The following is a 16,927-nucleotide window of genomic DNA, read 5'->3' as shown; positions in this document are numbered from 1 at the left end:
CTCAGATCATGTCGTTCGCGGTGAGCCACCGCATGATCGGCCAGCCGACGAACACCGGCAGCCAGCAGGTGAGCACCCGGTAGAGCAGCACCGACGGCACCGCGATGCTCGCGGGCACGCCGAACGCCGCCAGACCGCCGATGAGCGCCGCCTCCACCGCGCCCACACCGCCGGGTGTCGGCGCGGCCGAGGCGAGCGTGCCGCCGATCATGGTCACCACCGTGACCGTCACGAAAGTCGTACTGCCGCCGAAGGCTTCGATACTCGTCCACAGCGCCAGCGCCGCGCCCAGTGTGGTCGCCGCGCACCCGCCCACGATCATCACCAGCCGCAGCGGGCTGCGCGCCAGCTCGCGCAGCGAATTCACCACCTCGGCCAGCTGCGGTCGCACTTCGGTGCGCAGCCACCGCCGCACGGTGGGCAGGAAGATGGACACGCCCAGCAGGCCGAGCAGCACACCGCCCACCAGATACAGCACCGTGGCATTGGGGAAGATGTGCGACAGATCCGCCGAAACGCCCGCCGCCACACTGAAGAAGATGAGCAGCACGATGTGCGTGACCACCTGCACCGACTGCTGCATGGCCACCGCGGCCGTGGCCCGCACCGCGCCCAACCCGCTCTTCTGCAGGAACCGCACGCTCAGCGCCAGACCACCCACACCCGCCGGGGTCGTGGTGGCGGCGAAGGTGTTCGCCACCTGCATGAGCATGAGATTGCGGAGGTTCACCGCGGCTCCGGCACACGCCCACAGCGCCATGGCCGCGCCGATGTACTTGAGCACCGAGACGAGCAGGCCGAGCAGCGCCCACCACCAGTTGGCGTTGCTGAGTTCGGAGGTGAAGGTCGGCACCGCGCTGATATACGGGTAGGCCACGTACACCAGGCCGATGAGCAGCACCAGCTGGATGATCTGATTGCGGGAGAACCGGGTGATCTGCGCGGCCTCGATGCGGTCCTGCCCGGTCTGGTGCGCCACCTGATCGCGGGTGGCCTTCAGCACCTCCTTGAAGTCCGGCACCGACTTGCGCACCTGCACCGGAATGGCGACCTTGGTGAGCCGCCGCGACGCGGTCAGCACCCGCTGCGTGCCCAGCACCTCGAGGGCCGTCCGCACGGCCGTCTCCGCGCCGAACACATCGGCCGTGGTGACCAGCAGCTGCGCCACATCCGACTGGAACCGCGCCTCGTACGCCCCGAACTCGGATTGGGTGAAGCCGCCGAACAACACGTCGCCGCCCGCCACCCGCACATCCTCGGCGCGCAGTTCACCGTGCGAGATCTGCGCCTTGTGCATGGTGTCCAGCGCCCGCCACACATCGGCCAGCTGTTCGCCGTGCGTGTCGGCCAGCGGCTCCCCGGCGGCCACGGTGTGCGCGTACAGCATCCAGCCGCGATCCAGCGCCGCCACGGTGAGCGGTTTGTTGCTGCCCAGGCCGAGATCTCCGATGGCGATGCCCATGAGCGCCCGGTGCTCCACCGCCCGCCGCATGGAGGCGAACAGCGCCGGGTACTCGCCGCTGCGGATGGTCAGCCACCGCCGCAGCGCCTGCAATGCGCTGCGGCTGCGCTGATTGGCCCCGTAGAGCTCCACGATCAGCTCGTCCTCGGCGGGCGTGTGCCGCATGGCATCGAGCGCGGCGGCACCGGAGTCCGTCTGGTCCCGCGCGGCGGCGAGTCCGTCCGGTGTGGATGTCGTCTCCGCGGCCGTCTGGTTCGCGGTGGCGACGGCCGTGGTGGCACCGCCGCCGGCGGCGCGCGCCGTCTTGTGTGTCGAACCGCGCACCGATACCGACCCGGAGGCGATGACCGCCGCCATCCCGGGCGTGGCCGCCGGGCTGGTTCCCGCTCGCGGCGTGGTGCTGGCCGAGAGCACCAGCGGTCCCCGTCCGCCCGGCCGCAGCACCTTGAAGGCGTTCACCTGGTATCCGCGCCGGGCGAGCACCCGCACCGCGGCGTCCAGCGGCACCTCCAGCGCGGGCGTGCCGACCACGAGCACGATCACCGCGCCCACGAACCAGCCGATGGCCAGGCCGAGCAGGGCGCGCGCGGGCACCACCAGACTCACCACCAGGTGAATCGGCACGAAGGCCAGCAGCAGCGTCCACCACCACCGGCGGGCGCGGACCGGCAGCCATGGGCTGGCGACCGTCAGTGTTGCGGCCAGCATGGCGATCCAGCGCGGATCGTCGAGGAACTGCGACAGGAAGGTATTGACCTGCTGCGGTTCCGACAGATGCCAGGTGGGGGCGGCGAATCCGGTACCGGTGAAGGAGAAGGCCAGCAGGGCGATCAGGCCCGCGGACAGATACCCGCCCAGCAGTTTCCACTGCCGCCGCCAGATCAGGCGCAGGAAGATGGCGAACGGCAGCGCCAGGATCGCGAAGCCGTACACGATGTAGACCGCGTTGGACTGCTCCGGCGTCAGGAAGCCGATGATCTCGGACAGCGAGCGCTCCAGCGCCTCCCACTGCGGCCGGGTGATGAGCGAGCCCACGATGACGACGGCGACCAGCAGCGTCGACAGCACCACCCGCAGGATGTCGCTGGTACGCCGGAGCCGTGGCTGCAGCAGGCTGCCGGCGACGGGGATCTCCCGTCCGTCGACTCGCATGTCCTATCGGCGCTTTCGGATCGTGGGAACTGCCTCGGTCCCATGGTCGGCTCGGTGTCTGGCGGGCAGGTGAACGGACGAACCCGCACACCTACTCGCCGGTTACGGTAACCCGTCGCGCCGGTCCGGCGGGACGAGCCCATCTCCCAGTGTGTCCGGCGTGTCCGCCCCGATGCTTCCGATACGCCCGAGCAACCTCCAGGCGCACCTGGAAGTATCGTCGGCGTGCTCGAGGATCTTCGCGTGTGTTTCGTCGGTGAATCGTTTGTCGCGGGGGTCGGTGATCAACGCTGCCTGGGCTGGGCGGGCCGCCTGGCGGTGCGGGCCATTGCGGCCGGGCAACCGCTCACCTACTACAACCTCGGCGTGCGCCGGGAGACCTCCACCCAGTTGCGCGCCCGCTGGCTCACCGAATGCGAACTGCGGCTACCGACGGGCTGCGATGGCCGCCTGGTGCTGTCGACCGGTGTGAACGACACCATGCACGAACACGGGCGGCCACGTGTCCCGCTCGACGAATCGGTGGCGAATCTGGCGGCCGTGCTCGAGGTCGCGCGCGCCCGGGAGTGGCCCGTCCTGGTGGTCGCGCCGCCGCCCATCGCCGATGCCGCGCACACCGATCGCATCGCCGCCCTGGACGAGCGCTTCGCGGCGCACTGCGACGCGGTCGGCGTCCCGTACGTGCGGGCGCATCGACCCCTGCGGGACAACCGGGTGTGGATGGCGGAGGTCGCCGCCGGGGACGGCGCGCATCCGGGTGCGGCCGGATACGACGAATTCGCCGAACTGCTGACCCCGCACTGGCTGCGGTGGCTCACCGACCCGGGTTCCTAGCCCGCGGGCGAATGTCCGGCGGCGGGCACCGATGAGTTTTCGCGGGCCTTTCCGTCTGCATGTTCGAGCCCGCTCGGCCATGCTGAGGCGGAAGAACCCACACCGAGAGTGAGAAAAATCATGGGCAAGATCGTTGTCGCCGAATTCGTTTCGCTGGACGGCGTTATCGAGAATCCGGCCTGGACCGTGCCGTTCTGGAACGACGACATCGCCGACTACAAGAGCGCCGAAATGCGGGAGGCCGACGCGCTGCTGCTCGGGCGCGTCACGCACGAGGCGTTCGCCGCGGCCTGGCCGAACCACCCGGAGGAGGGTGAGTACAAGGACAAGATGAACGCGATGCCCAAGCATGTGGCGAGCTCCCGGTCCGACCTGGAATGGAACGGGCATCGCATCGAGGGCGATCTGGCCGACTCCATCGCCAAGCTGCGCGCCGAGCAGAATCTGCTGGTCTTCGGTAGCTCCAAGCTGGTCCACTTCCTCGAGGCGAACGGTCTGGTGGACGAATACCGCCTGGTCGTCTACCCCGTGCTGCTCGGCAAGGGCGACCGACTGTGGGCCGATGTCGATGCCGAGGCCACCCTGGAGGCGGTCGACACCACCGCGCTCGACAACGGCGTCATCCTGTCCACCTACCGGGTCGGCGCTCCCACCGTCACCCGCCCCAGTTTCGGGTGAATCGGGCACCGCGAGAGCGCCGGAATCGCGAATAGCATCACGAACTCCGGCCGCTGCGGCGGACGCCGGGATATGCCTACGGGTACATGCGTTCGTAACCTTGTGGCGTGGACATCGATACGCGACTGCTGCGTTACTTCATGGCGGTCGCGGAAACCGAGAATTTGGCGCGGGCCGCGCAGCGACTGCATGTCGCGCAGCCCGCGCTGGCCACACAGATAAAACAGCTGGAAAACCAGCTGGGAGTGGAACTGTTCATCCGGTCCCGGGCGGGGATGACGCTCACCGCGCCGGGCAAGGTGCTGGCAAAACAGGTGCCGGGATTACTGGCCGGGTGGGACCGCATTCTGCGCGAGACCAAGAGCGACGCCAGCCGCACCGCCTGCGTGCTGCGCCTCGGCGCGGTGCCCAGCGCCGCCGACGGGCATATTCCCGAGATCATCCGGGTCTTCCACCGGCTGCATCCGGACTGGGAGGTCGATCTGCGGCAGGGCGGGTGGACCGATCCGACCGCCGGACTCGACGACGGCGACGTCGACGTCGCCATCCTGCGGCTGCCGTTCCCGGGGCAGGACGAGTACCACGTCCGGGAACTGTTCACCGAACCCCGCTGGATCGCGCTGCCGGAGGACCATCCGCTGGCCGAGCGCGAGGACATCGCCTTCCGGGAGCTGTGGGACGAGCCCTACGTGGCCTCACCCGCGGATACCGGGTGGTGGCGTGACTACTGGATGGGGTTGGACGCCCGGCCCCGCGATACCGCCATCGTCGGGGCCATCGCCCGCAATACCGACGAGTGGCTGACCGCCATCGCGAGTGGCTATGGGGTCAGCTTCACCCCCGCGTCCACCTCGCACACCCACGCCCGGCCCGGGGTGGTGTTCCGGCCGGTGCACGGCATCGGGCCGACTCGGGTCGCGGTGGTGTGGCCGGACGCCTCCGAAACCGATCCCGTGGTGCGGTATTTCATCCGCTGCTGCTCCGATGTGATCGGCCAGTCCGCCGACGGCTATCGCCGTCCGTCGTAGCCGAAGCGGTATTGCGGCCGAAGCGGTATTGCGGCCGAAGCGGTGTGTCGCGGGCCGAATCACCGGCGTCGCGGTCAGCGATCGTCGAGTACCGCCATGGCCGCGTTGTGGCCGCCGATACCGCTGACCCCGCCACCGCGCACCGCGCCCGCACCGCACAGGTGGATATTGCGGTACTCGGTGGCCACACCCCAGCGCGTCGCCGGGCTGTCGTCGGAATCGTCGGCGCGATAGGGGAATTCCAGATCACCGTGGAAGATGTGCCCGCCGGGCATGCCGATCTCGTGCTCCAGGTCGAGCGGTGACTTGGCTTCCAGACAGGGGCGGCCGTCCGCGTCCAGGGCCAGACAGTCGCGAATGGGTTCCGCCAGCACCGAATCCAGTCGCGCGAGGGTGGCGTCCACCAGCTCGGACTTGGCGCCCTCCGGATCCTTGTCGAAAAGCCGTGCGGGCGTGTGCAATCCGAACAGGGTCAGAGTGTGCATCCCCTGCGCGGCCAGATCGGGTGACAGGATCGACGGATCGGTGAGCGTATGGCAGTAGATCTCCGACGGCGGCTCGGCGGGCAGCCGCCCGGCCGCCGCCTCCCGATGGGCGCGTTCCAGTTGCGTGGCCGCCTCCCCCACATGGAATGTGCCCGCGAAGGCGTCGCGTGGATCGACTGCCGCATCCCGCAGCGTCGGTAGCCGCAGCAGCAGCATATTGATCTTCAGCTGCGCGCCTTCGGGTTTGGCGCGCGGCTCGCCCAGCAGTCGCCCCAGCTCGTACGGTGCGGCATTGACCAGCACGCGGTCGGCTCCCACCGCACCGCCGTCGAATCGCACCTCGGCGGTGCGGCCGTCGGTATCGATCCCGGTCACGGCGCGGCCGGTGAGGATTTCCGCACCCGCCGTCCGTGCGACCGTGTCGAGCGCGTCGGTCAACGCGCCCATGCCGCCGACCGGTACATCCCAATCCCCGGTCCCGCCACCGATCACGTGGTACAGGAAGCACCGGTTCTGCGCCAGCGACCGGTCGTGCGCGTGGCTGAACGTCCCGATCAGCGCATCGGTGAGCACCACCCCGCGCACCGTATCGTCGGTGAAGGTTCGCTCCACGAGTTCGCCGAGCGGCCGCTCGAAGAGCGCCTCCCACATCGCGTCGTCGGCCACGATGCCGCGTAGCTCCGTCCGCGTCGGCAATTGTTCGGTGAACGTCGGGAACACCCGCCGCGCCAACTCCCCGGTCTCCGCGTAGAACCGCTGCCAGGCGTCGAACTCCCGTTCCGATCCGGTGACCCGGGCGAAACTCGCCCGCGTGGCCGCCGCCGATCCCCCGTCCACGAGCAGCCCGCCGTCCCCCACCGGCGTATACGACGAGATCCGCCGCTTGCGCGTCTCGAACCGCAGGCCGAGATCTCGAACGATCTTCGCGGGCAACAGGCTCACCAGATACGAGAACCGTGACAGCCGCGCGTCCACCCCGGCGAACACCCGCTCCGACACCGCCGCGCCACCGGTGTGCGCCTGCCGCTCCAGCACCAGCACCGACCGCCCCGCCCGCGCCAGATAGCCCGCCGCGACGAGGCCGTTGTGGCCGCCCCCGACGATGACGACGTCGTACCGACCCCGGACCGGAGAGCTGCTGTCGTTCATGCGTCGACTCTAGAAGCGCGCACCGACAATCACCGGTAGGCCACGGTCAGCGCCGCACCGCCAGCAGGCAGCCCTGTGCGCCGCGTTCGTTCTCCTGGGGTTCGCGGACCATCCGGAAGACGGTGTGCAGGCCGTGCGGGACCAGTAGCTCGGCGAGGGCGTCCGGGGCCCAGCGATAGGCGGTGGTGACCCTGTGGTCGTATGCCTCGTATCCGCGTTCGGTGGCCTGAAACCCCAGGAGCACAACACCATCCGGGCGGAGCACCCGCGCGATCTCGGCGAATGCGAGTGGCAGCCGCCGCGGGTGGGTGTGAATGGTCGAGTACCAGGCGAGAATGCCGCCCAGGGACGCGTCGGGTAGGTCGAGGGCCTCCATGGAGCCCGCCTCGAAGCGGAGGTCGGGGTGGGCGGTGCGGGCCAGCCGGATCATCTCCGGCGAGAGGTCGACACCGGAGACGTCCAGGCCGAGATCGCACAGATGGCCGGTGAGCCGCCCGGGGCCGCAGCCCAGATCGAGGACCGGATCCGATGCCAGTTCCGCGAACACGCCCAGCAGGGCGCGGTCGAAGGGCATATCCCGCAGCGCGTGTTCGAACGTGGCCGCGTACAGTTCCGCGACCCGGTCGTACGCCGTCCCGACCACCAGCATCTCGTCATCCGCCATGGACCCGACTGTAGCCAGTGCCGGACCCGCGAACGCCCCGCCGGGAACCTGTCGGTGGCATGGCATAGCTTCATGCCCATCGCGACCAAGTGGGAGGCAAAGTGATGGTCTCGAATTCTAATGATGAAGCCGCACAAGAAAATTCGGCAAGAATGTCGATTGTGCGAGTGCTGCCCGCCGTCGCGCCGCGCAAGCTGGCGAAGGTGCCGTTCGTCGAACTGGCGGAGGGGCGGCTACAGGGTGTGGTGTCCAGCGGTTCCGATATCGCCCGGGTATACGTGGCCTCGGTGACGGCCGGGACGCACGGATTCAGTTGCAGCACCAACAACAATCGGCCCTGCGGCGGTCTGTCCGGGAACTGGACCTGCAAACACCTGGACGCGCTCATCGCCGAGGCGGTGCTCCAGTACGGACAGCAGCGCGTCGCCCGCTACCTGCGGGTGGAGGTGCCCGAGGGAGCACGGCTGGCCGACGCGCTCCACGGGACTCGCGATCCGGCCCCGGCGGCCACGGTCTTCAGCCGGTTCCTGCGGCATCTGTCGTATCTGGAACTGCCGGGCAGCAATTCACCGATTCCCGAACTCCAGTGGTTTCCCGCTGCGGGGGTGAGCCGCTGATGTCGATGCGCTGGGAAGAACTGCTGGATACCTCGCCTGAGGACGTAGCGGCCGCGCAGGACGTGGTGGCCGGATTCGACACCGCACTGGTGAACGGTTTCGCCCGCGTGGACGAACGGCAGGCCACGGCGCTCCAGGCATTGGCGGGCGCGGTGGCCGGATCGCCACTGGCGGTCCCGGTGGCGGAAGCCGTCGCCACGACGAGCACCGGATCGATCGGCCAGAATCAGCTGTCCGCCCTGGCGGCGGCGCGCGCCGCGCTGCTCGGTGCCGTGCACGACGCCCTGCTGGACCGGCTCGATACCGCCCTGGGACGCACCCGGGCCGACTGGGTGCAGCCCGCGGTACCCGCCGCCGATCCGCATCCCCTGGCCGTCGGCTGCCGCTCCTGGCTGGGCGAGGTCGCCATCGCGGGCTGGCGCGGCGTGGACCACGACCTGGTGTCGGCGGCCGATCGCATGGTGGAGGGCCTGCTCGCCGAACCGAGCCAGCGCCGCCTGGCCGTCCTGCTCGACGGGCTCACCGCCGAACTGAGCGCCTCGGCCCCCGTCGCGGCCATGGACGTCCTGCCCGCGCGGCGCTGGGCCGACCTGTGGACCCGCGCCCTGCTACTGACCTGGCGCACCGGGGAAACCACGGTGCCGGAGCCGGTTTCAGGCCGACTGCTGCCGCTCGGCGTGGATGTGCACGAGCACGGCACCGCCGTGCAGGTGCAGCTCCACGCCATCCTGGAGACCCCGGGCGCACCGTCGCGCACGGTACGGGCGAGTGTGGCGGCCGCCAAGGTGGACACCATTGTGGGACCGGCGGTCTGGCAACTGCTGGGCGCTCATCCGCACCTGCTCACCGCGCTGGCCGAACACCGCGCGCTCGAGCTCACCGATATGCCGCTCGGCGCGAGCGGCGACCTGGTGTGGCACGACGACCGGGCCACCGTCGGCGATCCGGCCGATCCCTTCGCCACCGCGTCCGTGCGGCTGGCCGACGCGGTGGGCGCCATCGCCGCTCCGCTGGACCGTGATCCGGTGCACATCGCCGAACCGGTTCTGCTCGAGGGCTACCGAATCAAGGACGGCGCACTGGAATTGGACGGCCTGCGGCTGTCGCTCGAACTGGATCGGCTGCCGTCGAGCGGACCGCTCACCCCGGCCGCGGTATCGGGCTCCTTCGCCTGCATCGGCCTGCTGCGCTGGGATGCCGGATGCTGGACCCTGCGTCCGCTGGCGGTGCGGCGCAAGATCAAGTCCACCGTCGTCGCCCTGCACAACGGGGACTGGGCCTGCGGCCCCACCGACCCCAAGGTGGCCAAGGCGCAGGCGAAATCGGGTGACGCGGTGCTGGTGCTGCGCGAGCGGGCGGGACGGTTGCTGCGGAAATGACCGATCATGAGACCCGCCGCCAGATCCTGTACTGGCGGCTGCTGTCGGGCGTCTTCGGGAGCGATCCCCAGCCCACCCTGGAATCCGCGAGCGCGAGCATCGTCGAGGATATCGGGCTGCCACTGGCGGTCCTCGACCCCGGCGTCTCCATAGACACTGTTGTCCAACGCTTTCCGGAACTCGCCGCGGAATTCGCGGCACTCGATCTCACGACCGAGCGCGCCGCCGCCGAAACCGTCACCGAAACCGAGGCCGATACCGAGGAGCCGGCGGCGATCGGCGGCACCGATGTGCGCACCGCCGCGCTGGTATCCAAGCTCCTGCTGAACATCTTCGCCACCGGCTGCGGTGCGGTGAGCGCCGATCAGCTGTCCGGCTGGCAGAGCGACGCCAACTGGCTGCGCCGCGGCCTCGGCGAACAGCGCGCCGGGGAGGTGCGCGGCGTGCTCGCCGAACTGGAGGGCGATCTGGTCTCCCGGATGCGGCTGCGCGAGGTGCTGGCCGACCCGAAGCTGGCCGCCCAGCTCACCCCGAGCATGTCGCTGGTCGAACAGCTGTTGCGGGACAAGCACAATCTGTCCGGTGTCGCGCTGGCCAATGCCAAGGCCCTGATCCGGCGCTACGTGGACGAGGTCGCGGAGGTGCTGCGCACCCAGGTGCGGCAGAGCAGCGCGGGCACCGTCGACCGGTCGGTGCCGCCCAAGCGCATCCTGCGCAATCTGGATATCGACCGCACCATCTGGAAGAACCTGCCCAACTGGAACCCGCGCGACGAGCGCCTCTACGTGGACCGGCTGTTCTACCGGCAGACGGCCAAACGCACCGTGCCCGCCCGCATGATCGTGGTGGTCGACCAGTCGGGCTCGATGACCGATTCCATGGTCAACTGCACCATTCTGGCGTCCATCTTCGCGGGTCTGCCCAAGGTGGACGTGCACCTGATCGCCTACGACACCCGGGCGCTGGATCTCACGCCGTGGGTGCACGACCCGTTCGAGGTGCTGCTGCGCACCAACCTCGGCGGCGGCAACGACGGCCCGGTCGCCATGGCCATGGCGCAGCCCAAGATCACCGATCCGAAGAACACGGTGCTGGTGTGGATTTCGGATTTCTACGAGTTCGACCGGTCGCAACCGCTGTTCGATGCCATGGCGGCGGTGCACCGCTCCGGGGTGAAGCTCATCCCGGTGGGTTCGGTCAACAGTTCCGGCCAGCAGAGCGTCAACCCGTGGTTCCGCGAACGATTCAAAGCCCTCGGTACCCCGGTGATTTCGGGACGCATTCAAAAACTCGTCAACGAACTCAAGAACTTTCTCGACTAGGAGACCATCATGTCCGACGTCCTGCGCGCTCCCGCCGAAGTCAAGTACGCCGAGGAGCTCGATTGGCTGGAGTCCATCGACGACGGTCCCAAGCCCTTCGCCTGGCGGCTGAGCCCGAAAATGGTGCGGCTGTTCATTCTCGGCTCCGAACGCGCCGACGGCCTGGATCGCACGGTCGAGCAGAAGTGGTTCGGCGACCGCAGTTTCGTCGAACGCAGCATCGTCACCCTGGCCTCCGATCGTGGCCTGCTGCTCATCGGCGATCCGGGTACCGGCAAGAGCTGGCTGGCCGAACTGCTGTCCGCGGCCATCAGCCGCAACTCCACCCTGGTGGTGCAGGGCACCGCGGGCACCACCGAGGACCACATCAAATACTCGTGGAATATCTCCATGGTCATCGCCAAGGGCCAGTCGCGGGAATCCATGATCCCCTCGCCGATCATGACCGCCATGGAGCAGGGCGTGATCGGCCGGTTCGAGGAGCTGACCCGTTCCACCAGCGATGTGCAGGACGCGCTCATCTCCATCCTGTCGGAGAAGTACGTCTCCATTCCCGAACTCGACGACGACAATGTGGTGTTCGCCCAGCCCGGGTTCTCCATCATCGCCACCGCCAACAGCCGTGACCGCGGTGTGAACGATCTGTCCTCGGCGCTCAAGCGGCGCTTCAATTTCGTGCGCATCCCGGTGGTGTCGAACAAGCGCAGCGAGGCCGAGATCGTGCGGTTCCGCACCCAGGAACTGCTGCGCCGCCACCGGATCGAGCTGGAACTGCCGCCGACGCTGCTGGATATCCTGCTGGAGAGCTTCGCCGATCTGCGTGCCGCCGCCGCGGCGGCCACCAGCGATGACGACAAGCTGGAATCGGCGCTGTCGACCGCCGAGCAGATCGGCGTACTCGAGGACGCGATTCTGCACAGCCAGTTCTTCGGCGAGCGGGAACTGCGCGCCGAAACCCTCGCCGGTTCCCTGGTCGGTTCGCTGGCGCGGCGCGCGCCGGAGGATCTCGCCATTCTGAACAAGTACCTGCACGGCGTGGTCGAGCCGCGCAGCAAGGATCAGGGCGGCACGGGTGAGGGCGCAGCCTGGGGCGAGTTCCTCGAGGGCGGCCGGGCGGCGATCGCGAGGCTGTCGTGACCATCTCCGAAACCCGTTCGGCGACTTCGGTGTTCGGTGCGCTGCGGGAGCAGCTGGCGGACGCGGCCGCCGCGTTCGCCGGTGATCCCGGTGCGGCGGGCGACATTCTGGCGGGCATGGTCGACGATGTCGATCGGGCGCTGTCGGAGCGGCTGGAGATCTTCCCGGTCTGCCACCATTCGCCCGCCTCCGGGCTGGCCATGGTGCGCCGCTTGCGTGAGAAGCAGCCCACCGTCATCTACATGGAGCTGTGCGAGGATCTGCGGCCGCTGCTGGACGAGCTGCGCAACTGTCGGCTGCCGGTGGCATTGCAGGCGTTCGCCAGTGCGGTCGATGGCTTCCCAGCCTCCTGGGCTCCGCTATCGATCGTCGCCCCCATCACCGAATCGTCGGCCGAATATCAGGCCATCGCGTACGCGCTCGACACTCCGGGCGTCGAACTGGTGCTGGTGGACCGCTCCACCGATCACGTTTTCCAGTGGTCGCCGACCGAGGACGAGGCCACGGCGGACGCCGACACCCCGGAGTCCGACAACGGCCTGCACGGCGAAGCCGTCGGCATCGACATCGGCGATATGCGGCCGCGTTTCGCCGAGCTGGAGCAGTACCTGCTGCACCACGGCAAGGTGCGGCACTGGTCGGAGTGGTGGGACCAGTACGTCGAACAGCCTCTCGCCGACGCCGACTACGACACCTACCGGCAGGTCATGGTGATGATCGGCAGCCTGTTCCGGCGCTTGCGGCGCGGCAGTACCGAGGTGGACGAGAACCGCGAGCGGTACATGTGGACGCGCATGCGCGAACACCTCGCCGCCACCGGTGCCGATCCTGAACGCGCCCTGTACATCTGCGGCGCGGCCCATGCCGCCAGCCGGGTGGAGCAGTTCGGATCGGATTCCACCGCGCCGTACGAGATCTCCCCGCGCACGGCCACCACCTGGCATTACGGGCTCATCCCCTCCAGCCACTCCGCCATCGAGGAGCAGTTCGGGCTGGCCGGCGGCGCGGTCTCCATCGCCGCCGCCACCTGGGCGAAGGGTTTGCGGCGCGCCAAGACGCAGGCGTTTCGGCTGACGGGGCAACCGGGGTCGCGGCGTCGCGCCGCGAAGAAGGCGCTGCCCGTCGCGACACCGGCCGCGGCCGTGGCGGATCACTTGTCCGGCTTCCTGACCAGCGCACCGGCCCTGGACCCGCTGGACGAATCCGAACTGCTGGAGTGGTCGGTCGATATCGTCCGGCTGGCTCGCCGCAATGGTTACCTGGCCAGCACCGCCGACGCCATCGCCATCTTCGAACACGCCATTCTCCTGGCGGGCCTGCGCAATCGGACGCGTCCGACGCCGTACGACTTCCAGGACGCCGCCATCACCTGTATCGAGAAGGACACCGTACCGGGCCGCCGCGATGTGCGGCGGCTGTGCGAGATCCTGCTCGGCGGGGATCGGATCGGGCAGGTCGGCTATTCGGCGCTGCCGCCGCTGGCCCGCGACGTGCTCGATCGGCTGGCGCCCCTGGGGCTGGACCTGTCCAAGCGCACCCTGCAACGGGCACTGCTGGACCTGCGCGCCGACCCGCACCTGCGGCCGTGCTCGGATCTGCTGTGGCTGCTGCGCAAGCTGATTCCCGCCGACGCCGTCCGGCCCATCATGGGCTCGCGCGGTCTGGGCGAGCAGGCTGTGCAGGAGAGCTGGGATCTGGGGCTCGGCAAGTATCAGCGCTCCCTGGTGGAACTCGGCTACGAGGGCGTCACCGTCGAGCAGGTCTTCGAACAGCGCCTGCGCCGGGCGGTCGACGACCCGGACGCCACGGCGGCGGCCGCCTTGGCCGCTGTCGAGGACGCCCTGGTGTATCTGGGCTCGGCGCGGTTGGCCGACGAGATCGGCTCGCGCGCGGTGGAACTGCTCGCCGCCGAACGCACGGTGGACGACGCGCCCGCCGTGCTGCGCCGAATCCGCCTGCTGCTCAATCACTTCCGCTCCTCCGGAGCGGGGATGCCGGAGTGGTGCGAGCGTTTCGTGACTGCGGGTTACGCACACTACTGCACGCTGTTGCCGACGGCCTTCGCCGCTGACGACACCGGTGCGGGCCAGGTGGCGGCCATGCTCGGCTTCCTGTTCGGGATGGAAAGTCTCGCCCTGTCGCTGGGTTGTGACCACACCCAGCTGGAACTGGCCGTACTGCAATCCCATCCGGAGGCCCCCGACAAGGTGGCGCTGCTGTGGGCGGCGCGGTTCCAACTCGGGCTGCTCCCGCTGGCCGAACTGCGCGAACGCTGCGACGACATGCTGGTCAATCCCCTGGTGCTGCCGTCGTTCCCGCGCTACCTCACCGGTTTCGTGCACGCCATCGATCCGGCCCCGGCGCTGCAACCCTTCGTGGTGGAACTGCTGTCGAAAGCCTTCGGTCGACTGCCCGATCGGGTGCTGCTGCCGTGGCTGCCCACACTCATCACCACGCTGCGCAAACAGGTGGGCGAGGTGATGCCGGCGCTGGTCCGGGAGGCGGGCCGCACCTTCCCGGGCACGCTGTCCGCGGTGGACGGCTGGGTGCCGCCGTGGTCCGAGACGGCGGCCGCACCGACCGCGCCGCTGACCTCGGCACCGCGCGGTCCCGCCACCGACCTGCTCGCCGCGCATCCGGCCGCGTGCGACGCGTTGGCGGTGCTGTTCGGCCACGATCCGGTCTGGCAGGAGCCACCCGCGGTCGCCGACACCGCGGTCGCCGCCCTGCTCGACCGGTATCCGGCGACGGCGACGGCACTGGCCGCGAACCTCGGCATCGGCTGATCCGTCCGGGGTCCGGTCCACCGACCGGGCCCCGGCGAATCCTCGCCGATTGCTTGACGAATCGCCGCCGCCCCTGTAAATATTGAAATGGGAAGACGCCGATAATTCGGATGTCTATTTGTTCGTGCCCTCGACATAAGTCGTTTTCGGGTGTAATTTTGGACTTCGTTTCCGGGGAAGAACCGTCCAGATCTCGAAATCCGAACGACTGTGGGGATGTAATGTCGAGTCGAGTATCGTTCGCCGAAATCCGTGAGCCGCTGGCGGTTCCGGACCTGTTGGGTATCCAGACCGATTCGTTCGAGTGGCTGGTCACGAGTGGTTTAGCGGAGGTGCTCGAGGAGATCAGCCCGATCGAGGACTTCGCCGCGACAATGTCGCTGACGCTCTCCGAGCCGCGCTTCGAGGAGACCAAGACCTCCGTCGAGGAATGCAAAGACAAGGATATGACCTACGCGGCGCCGCTGTTCGTGACCGCGGAGTTCATGAACAACAGCACCGGGGAGATCAAGTCCCAGACGGTGTTCATGGGCGATTTCCCGTTGATGACCGACCAGGGCACGTTCGTCATCAACGGCACCGAGCGCGTCGTCATCTCACAGCTGGTCCGCTCACCCGGCGTCTACTTCGACGAGACCATCGACAAGGCCAGCGAGAAGACGCTGCACAGCGTCCGGGTCATCCCGTCGCGCGGTGCGTGGCTGGAGTTCGACGTGGACAAGCGCGACACCGTCGGCGTGCGCATCGACCGCAAGCGGCGGCAGCCGGTGACCGTGCTGCTCAAGGCGCTCGGATGGACCGGCGAGCGGATCGAGGAGCGGTTCGGCTTCTCCGAGATCATGATGACCTCGCTGGCCAAGGACGGCACACCGGGTACGGATGAGGCACTGCTCGACATCCACCGCAAGCTGCGTCCGGGCGAGCCGCCGACCAAGGAGTCCGCGCAGAACCTGCTGGAGAACCTCTTCTTCCGGGAGAAGCGCTACGACCTGGCTCGCGTCGGCCGCTACAAGGTGGACAAGAAGCTCGGCATCGGCACCGGCGCCGACGCGGCCGAGCGTCCGGGAGTGCTCACCGAGGCCGATATCGCCGCGATCATCGAATATCTACTGCGCCTGCACCGGGGCGAGCAGGTCATGACCGGACCGGGCGGTGTGGAGGTGCCGGTCGAGGTCGACGATATCGACCACTTCGGCAACCGTCGCCTGCGCACGGTCGGCGAGCTGATCCAGAACCAGTTCCGTGTCGGCCTCTCCCGCATGGAACGTGTGGTGCGCGAGCGCATGACCACCCAGGACGTCGAGGCCATCACACCGCAGTCGCTGATCAATATCCGACCCGTCGTGGCCGGGCTCCGGGAATTCTTCGGCACCTCGCAGATGTCGCAGTTCCTGGATCACCGCAACCCGCTCGCCAGCCTGACCCACAAGCGTCGGCTCTCCGCGCTGGGACCGGGTGGCCTGTCCCGCGACCGCGCCAGCCTCGAGGTCCGCGACGTGCACTACAGCCACTACGGCCGCATGTGCCCGATCGAGACGCCCGAGGGCCCCAATATCGGTCTGATGGGTTATCTCTCGGTGTACGCGCGGATCAATCCGTTCGGATTCGTCGAGACGCCGTACCGCAAGGTCGTCGACGGCATCGTCACCGACGAGGTCGACTATCTGACCGCCGACCAGGAGGATCTGCACGTCGTCGCGCAGGCCAATGAACGGCTCGACGCGTCCGGGCGCTTCCTCGCCGGTCGAGTCGCGGTGCGGCGCAAGAACTCCGAGGTCGAACTCGTCGATACCGCCGAGGTCGACTACATGGATGTCTCGCCGCGCCAGATGGTGTCGGTGGCGACCGCCATGATCCCGTTCCTCGAGCACGACGACGCCAACCGCGCCCTCATGGGCGCGAACATGCAGAAGCAGGCGGTGCCGCTGCTGCGGTCCGAGGCCCCGCTCGTGGGCACCGGGATGGAGGCGCGGGCGGCGGTCGATTCCGGAGATGTCATCCTCGCCGAGAAAACCGGTGTGGTGGAGGAGGTTTCCGCCGATTTCATCACCGTCATGCACGATGACGGCACCCGGCGCAGCTACCGGCTGCGCAAGTTCGAGCGTTCCAACCAGGGCACCTGCGCGAATCAGCGTCCGATCGTGGACGAGGGGCAGCGGGTGGAGGCCGGGCATGTGCTCGCCGACGGTCCGTGCACCGAGAACGGTGAGATGGCCCTGGGTAAGAACCTGCTG

The 16,927-nt window shown here is 68.6% G+C and carries 12 protein-coding genes; 9 read left to right on the top strand and 3 right to left on the bottom strand.

Annotated elements, in window-relative coordinates:
- Window position 1: 1 nt before the first annotated feature.
- Window positions 2–2,614 (bottom strand): lysylphosphatidylglycerol synthase transmembrane domain-containing protein, encoded by a 2,613-nt coding sequence (locus tag ON31_RS00130; RefSeq protein WP_039807942.1) that lies wholly within the window; start codon window positions 2,612–2,614, stop codon window positions 2–4.
- A 243-nt stretch (window positions 2,615–2,857) separates the two neighbouring features.
- Between ON31_RS00130 and ON31_RS00125 the strand changes: the two genes are divergently transcribed.
- The 3 genes from ON31_RS00125 to ON31_RS00115 all read left to right on the top strand — a co-directional run bounded on the left by ON31_RS00125 (window position 2,858) and on the right by ON31_RS00115 (window position 5,154).
- Window positions 2,858–3,448 (top strand): GDSL-type esterase/lipase family protein, encoded by a 591-nt coding sequence (locus tag ON31_RS00125; RefSeq protein WP_255221924.1) that lies wholly within the window; start codon window positions 2,858–2,860, stop codon window positions 3,446–3,448.
- 120 nt (window positions 3,449–3,568) lie between these two features.
- Window positions 3,569–4,126 carry a dihydrofolate reductase family protein gene (locus ON31_RS00120; protein WP_039807936.1) on the top strand — a complete coding sequence of 186 codons (558 nt, stop codon included), beginning with the start codon at window positions 3,569–3,571 and terminating at the stop codon, window positions 4,124–4,126.
- Window positions 4,127–4,233: 107 nt separating this feature from the next.
- The gene (locus ON31_RS00115; protein ID WP_039807933.1) at window positions 4,234–5,154 is read left to right on the top strand and encodes a LysR family transcriptional regulator; all 921 of its coding nucleotides are present in this window, start codon (window positions 4,234–4,236) and stop codon (window positions 5,152–5,154) included.
- Window positions 5,155–5,228: 74 nt separating this feature from the next.
- Here the strand turns inward: ON31_RS00115 and ON31_RS00110 are convergent, their stop codons facing one another.
- Together ON31_RS00110 and ON31_RS00105 are read right to left on the bottom strand one after the other, a co-directional pair.
- A complete protein-coding gene (locus ON31_RS00110) occupies window positions 5,229–6,788 on the bottom strand; it encodes a phytoene desaturase family protein (RefSeq protein WP_039807931.1) in 1,560 nt (519 codons plus the stop codon).
- A 46-nt stretch (window positions 6,789–6,834) separates the two neighbouring features.
- On the bottom strand, window positions 6,835–7,452 hold the full coding sequence (locus ON31_RS00105) for a class I SAM-dependent methyltransferase (protein ID WP_039807928.1): 618 nt from the start codon (window positions 7,450–7,452) through the stop codon (window positions 6,835–6,837).
- Between the two features lie 152 nt (window positions 7,453–7,604).
- On the opposite strand from ON31_RS00105, the gene ON31_RS00100 reads away from it, so the two are divergent.
- From ON31_RS00100 to rpoB, 6 genes are all read left to right on the top strand, one after another.
- On the top strand, window positions 7,605–8,069 hold the full coding sequence (locus tag ON31_RS00100; protein WP_172544782.1) for a hypothetical protein: 465 nt from the start codon (window positions 7,605–7,607) through the stop codon (window positions 8,067–8,069).
- Window positions 8,069–9,448, top strand: coding sequence for a hypothetical protein (locus tag ON31_RS00095; RefSeq protein ID WP_255221923.1), 1,380 nt, complete (start codon window positions 8,069–8,071; stop codon window positions 9,446–9,448). Before ON31_RS00100 ends, ON31_RS00095 begins: the two co-directional genes overlap by 1 nt.
- The gene (locus tag ON31_RS00090) at window positions 9,445–10,770 is read left to right on the top strand and encodes a VWA domain-containing protein (protein WP_039807923.1); all 1,326 of its coding nucleotides are present in this window, start codon (window positions 9,445–9,447) and stop codon (window positions 10,768–10,770) included. Before ON31_RS00095 ends, ON31_RS00090 begins: the two co-directional genes overlap by 4 nt.
- Window positions 10,771–10,779: 9 nt before the next feature.
- Window positions 10,780–11,907 carry an ATP-binding protein gene (locus tag ON31_RS00085; protein WP_029932366.1) on the top strand — a complete coding sequence of 376 codons (1,128 nt, stop codon included), beginning with the start codon at window positions 10,780–10,782 and terminating at the stop codon, window positions 11,905–11,907.
- Window positions 11,904–14,693, top strand: a complete 2,790-nt coding sequence (locus tag ON31_RS00080) for a DUF5682 family protein (RefSeq protein WP_051036563.1) — start codon at window positions 11,904–11,906, stop codon at window positions 14,691–14,693. Before ON31_RS00085 ends, ON31_RS00080 begins: the two co-directional genes overlap by 4 nt.
- A gap of 221 nt (window positions 14,694–14,914) precedes the next feature.
- Window positions 14,915–16,927 (top strand): DNA-directed RNA polymerase subunit beta (gene rpoB, locus ON31_RS00075; protein WP_081592115.1); only part of this gene is annotated, 2,013 nt, incomplete at its 3' end.

This window comes from Nocardia otitidiscaviarum NBRC 14405 (assembly GCF_000308635.1).
GTDB classification, from domain to species: Bacteria; Actinomycetota; Actinomycetes; order Mycobacteriales; family Mycobacteriaceae; genus Nocardia; species Nocardia otitidiscaviarum.
The sequence above is the reverse complement of the archived record's forward strand: the minus strand, read 5'-3'. Positions and strand labels throughout refer to the sequence as shown.

Coding starts and splice junctions, on each gene's coding strand:
- ON31_RS00130 (WP_039807942.1), bottom strand. CDS start 2,614: ATGCGAGTCGACGGACGGGAGATCCCCGTCGCCGGCAGCCTGCTGCAG.
- ON31_RS00100 (WP_172544782.1), top strand. CDS start 7,605: ATGTCGATTGTGCGAGTGCTGCCCGCCGTCGCGCCGCGCAAGCTGGCG.
- ON31_RS00085 (WP_029932366.1), top strand. CDS start 10,780: ATGTCCGACGTCCTGCGCGCTCCCGCCGAAGTCAAGTACGCCGAGGAG.
- ON31_RS00105 (WP_039807928.1), bottom strand. CDS start 7,452: ATGGCGGATGACGAGATGCTGGTGGTCGGGACGGCGTACGACCGGGTC.
- ON31_RS00120 (WP_039807936.1), top strand. CDS start 3,569: ATGGGCAAGATCGTTGTCGCCGAATTCGTTTCGCTGGACGGCGTTATC.
- ON31_RS00090 (WP_039807923.1), top strand. CDS start 9,445: ATGACCGATCATGAGACCCGCCGCCAGATCCTGTACTGGCGGCTGCTG.
- ON31_RS00110 (WP_039807931.1), bottom strand. CDS start 6,788: ATGAACGACAGCAGCTCTCCGGTCCGGGGTCGGTACGACGTCGTCATC.
- ON31_RS00095 (WP_255221923.1), top strand. CDS start 8,069: ATGTCGATGCGCTGGGAAGAACTGCTGGATACCTCGCCTGAGGACGTA.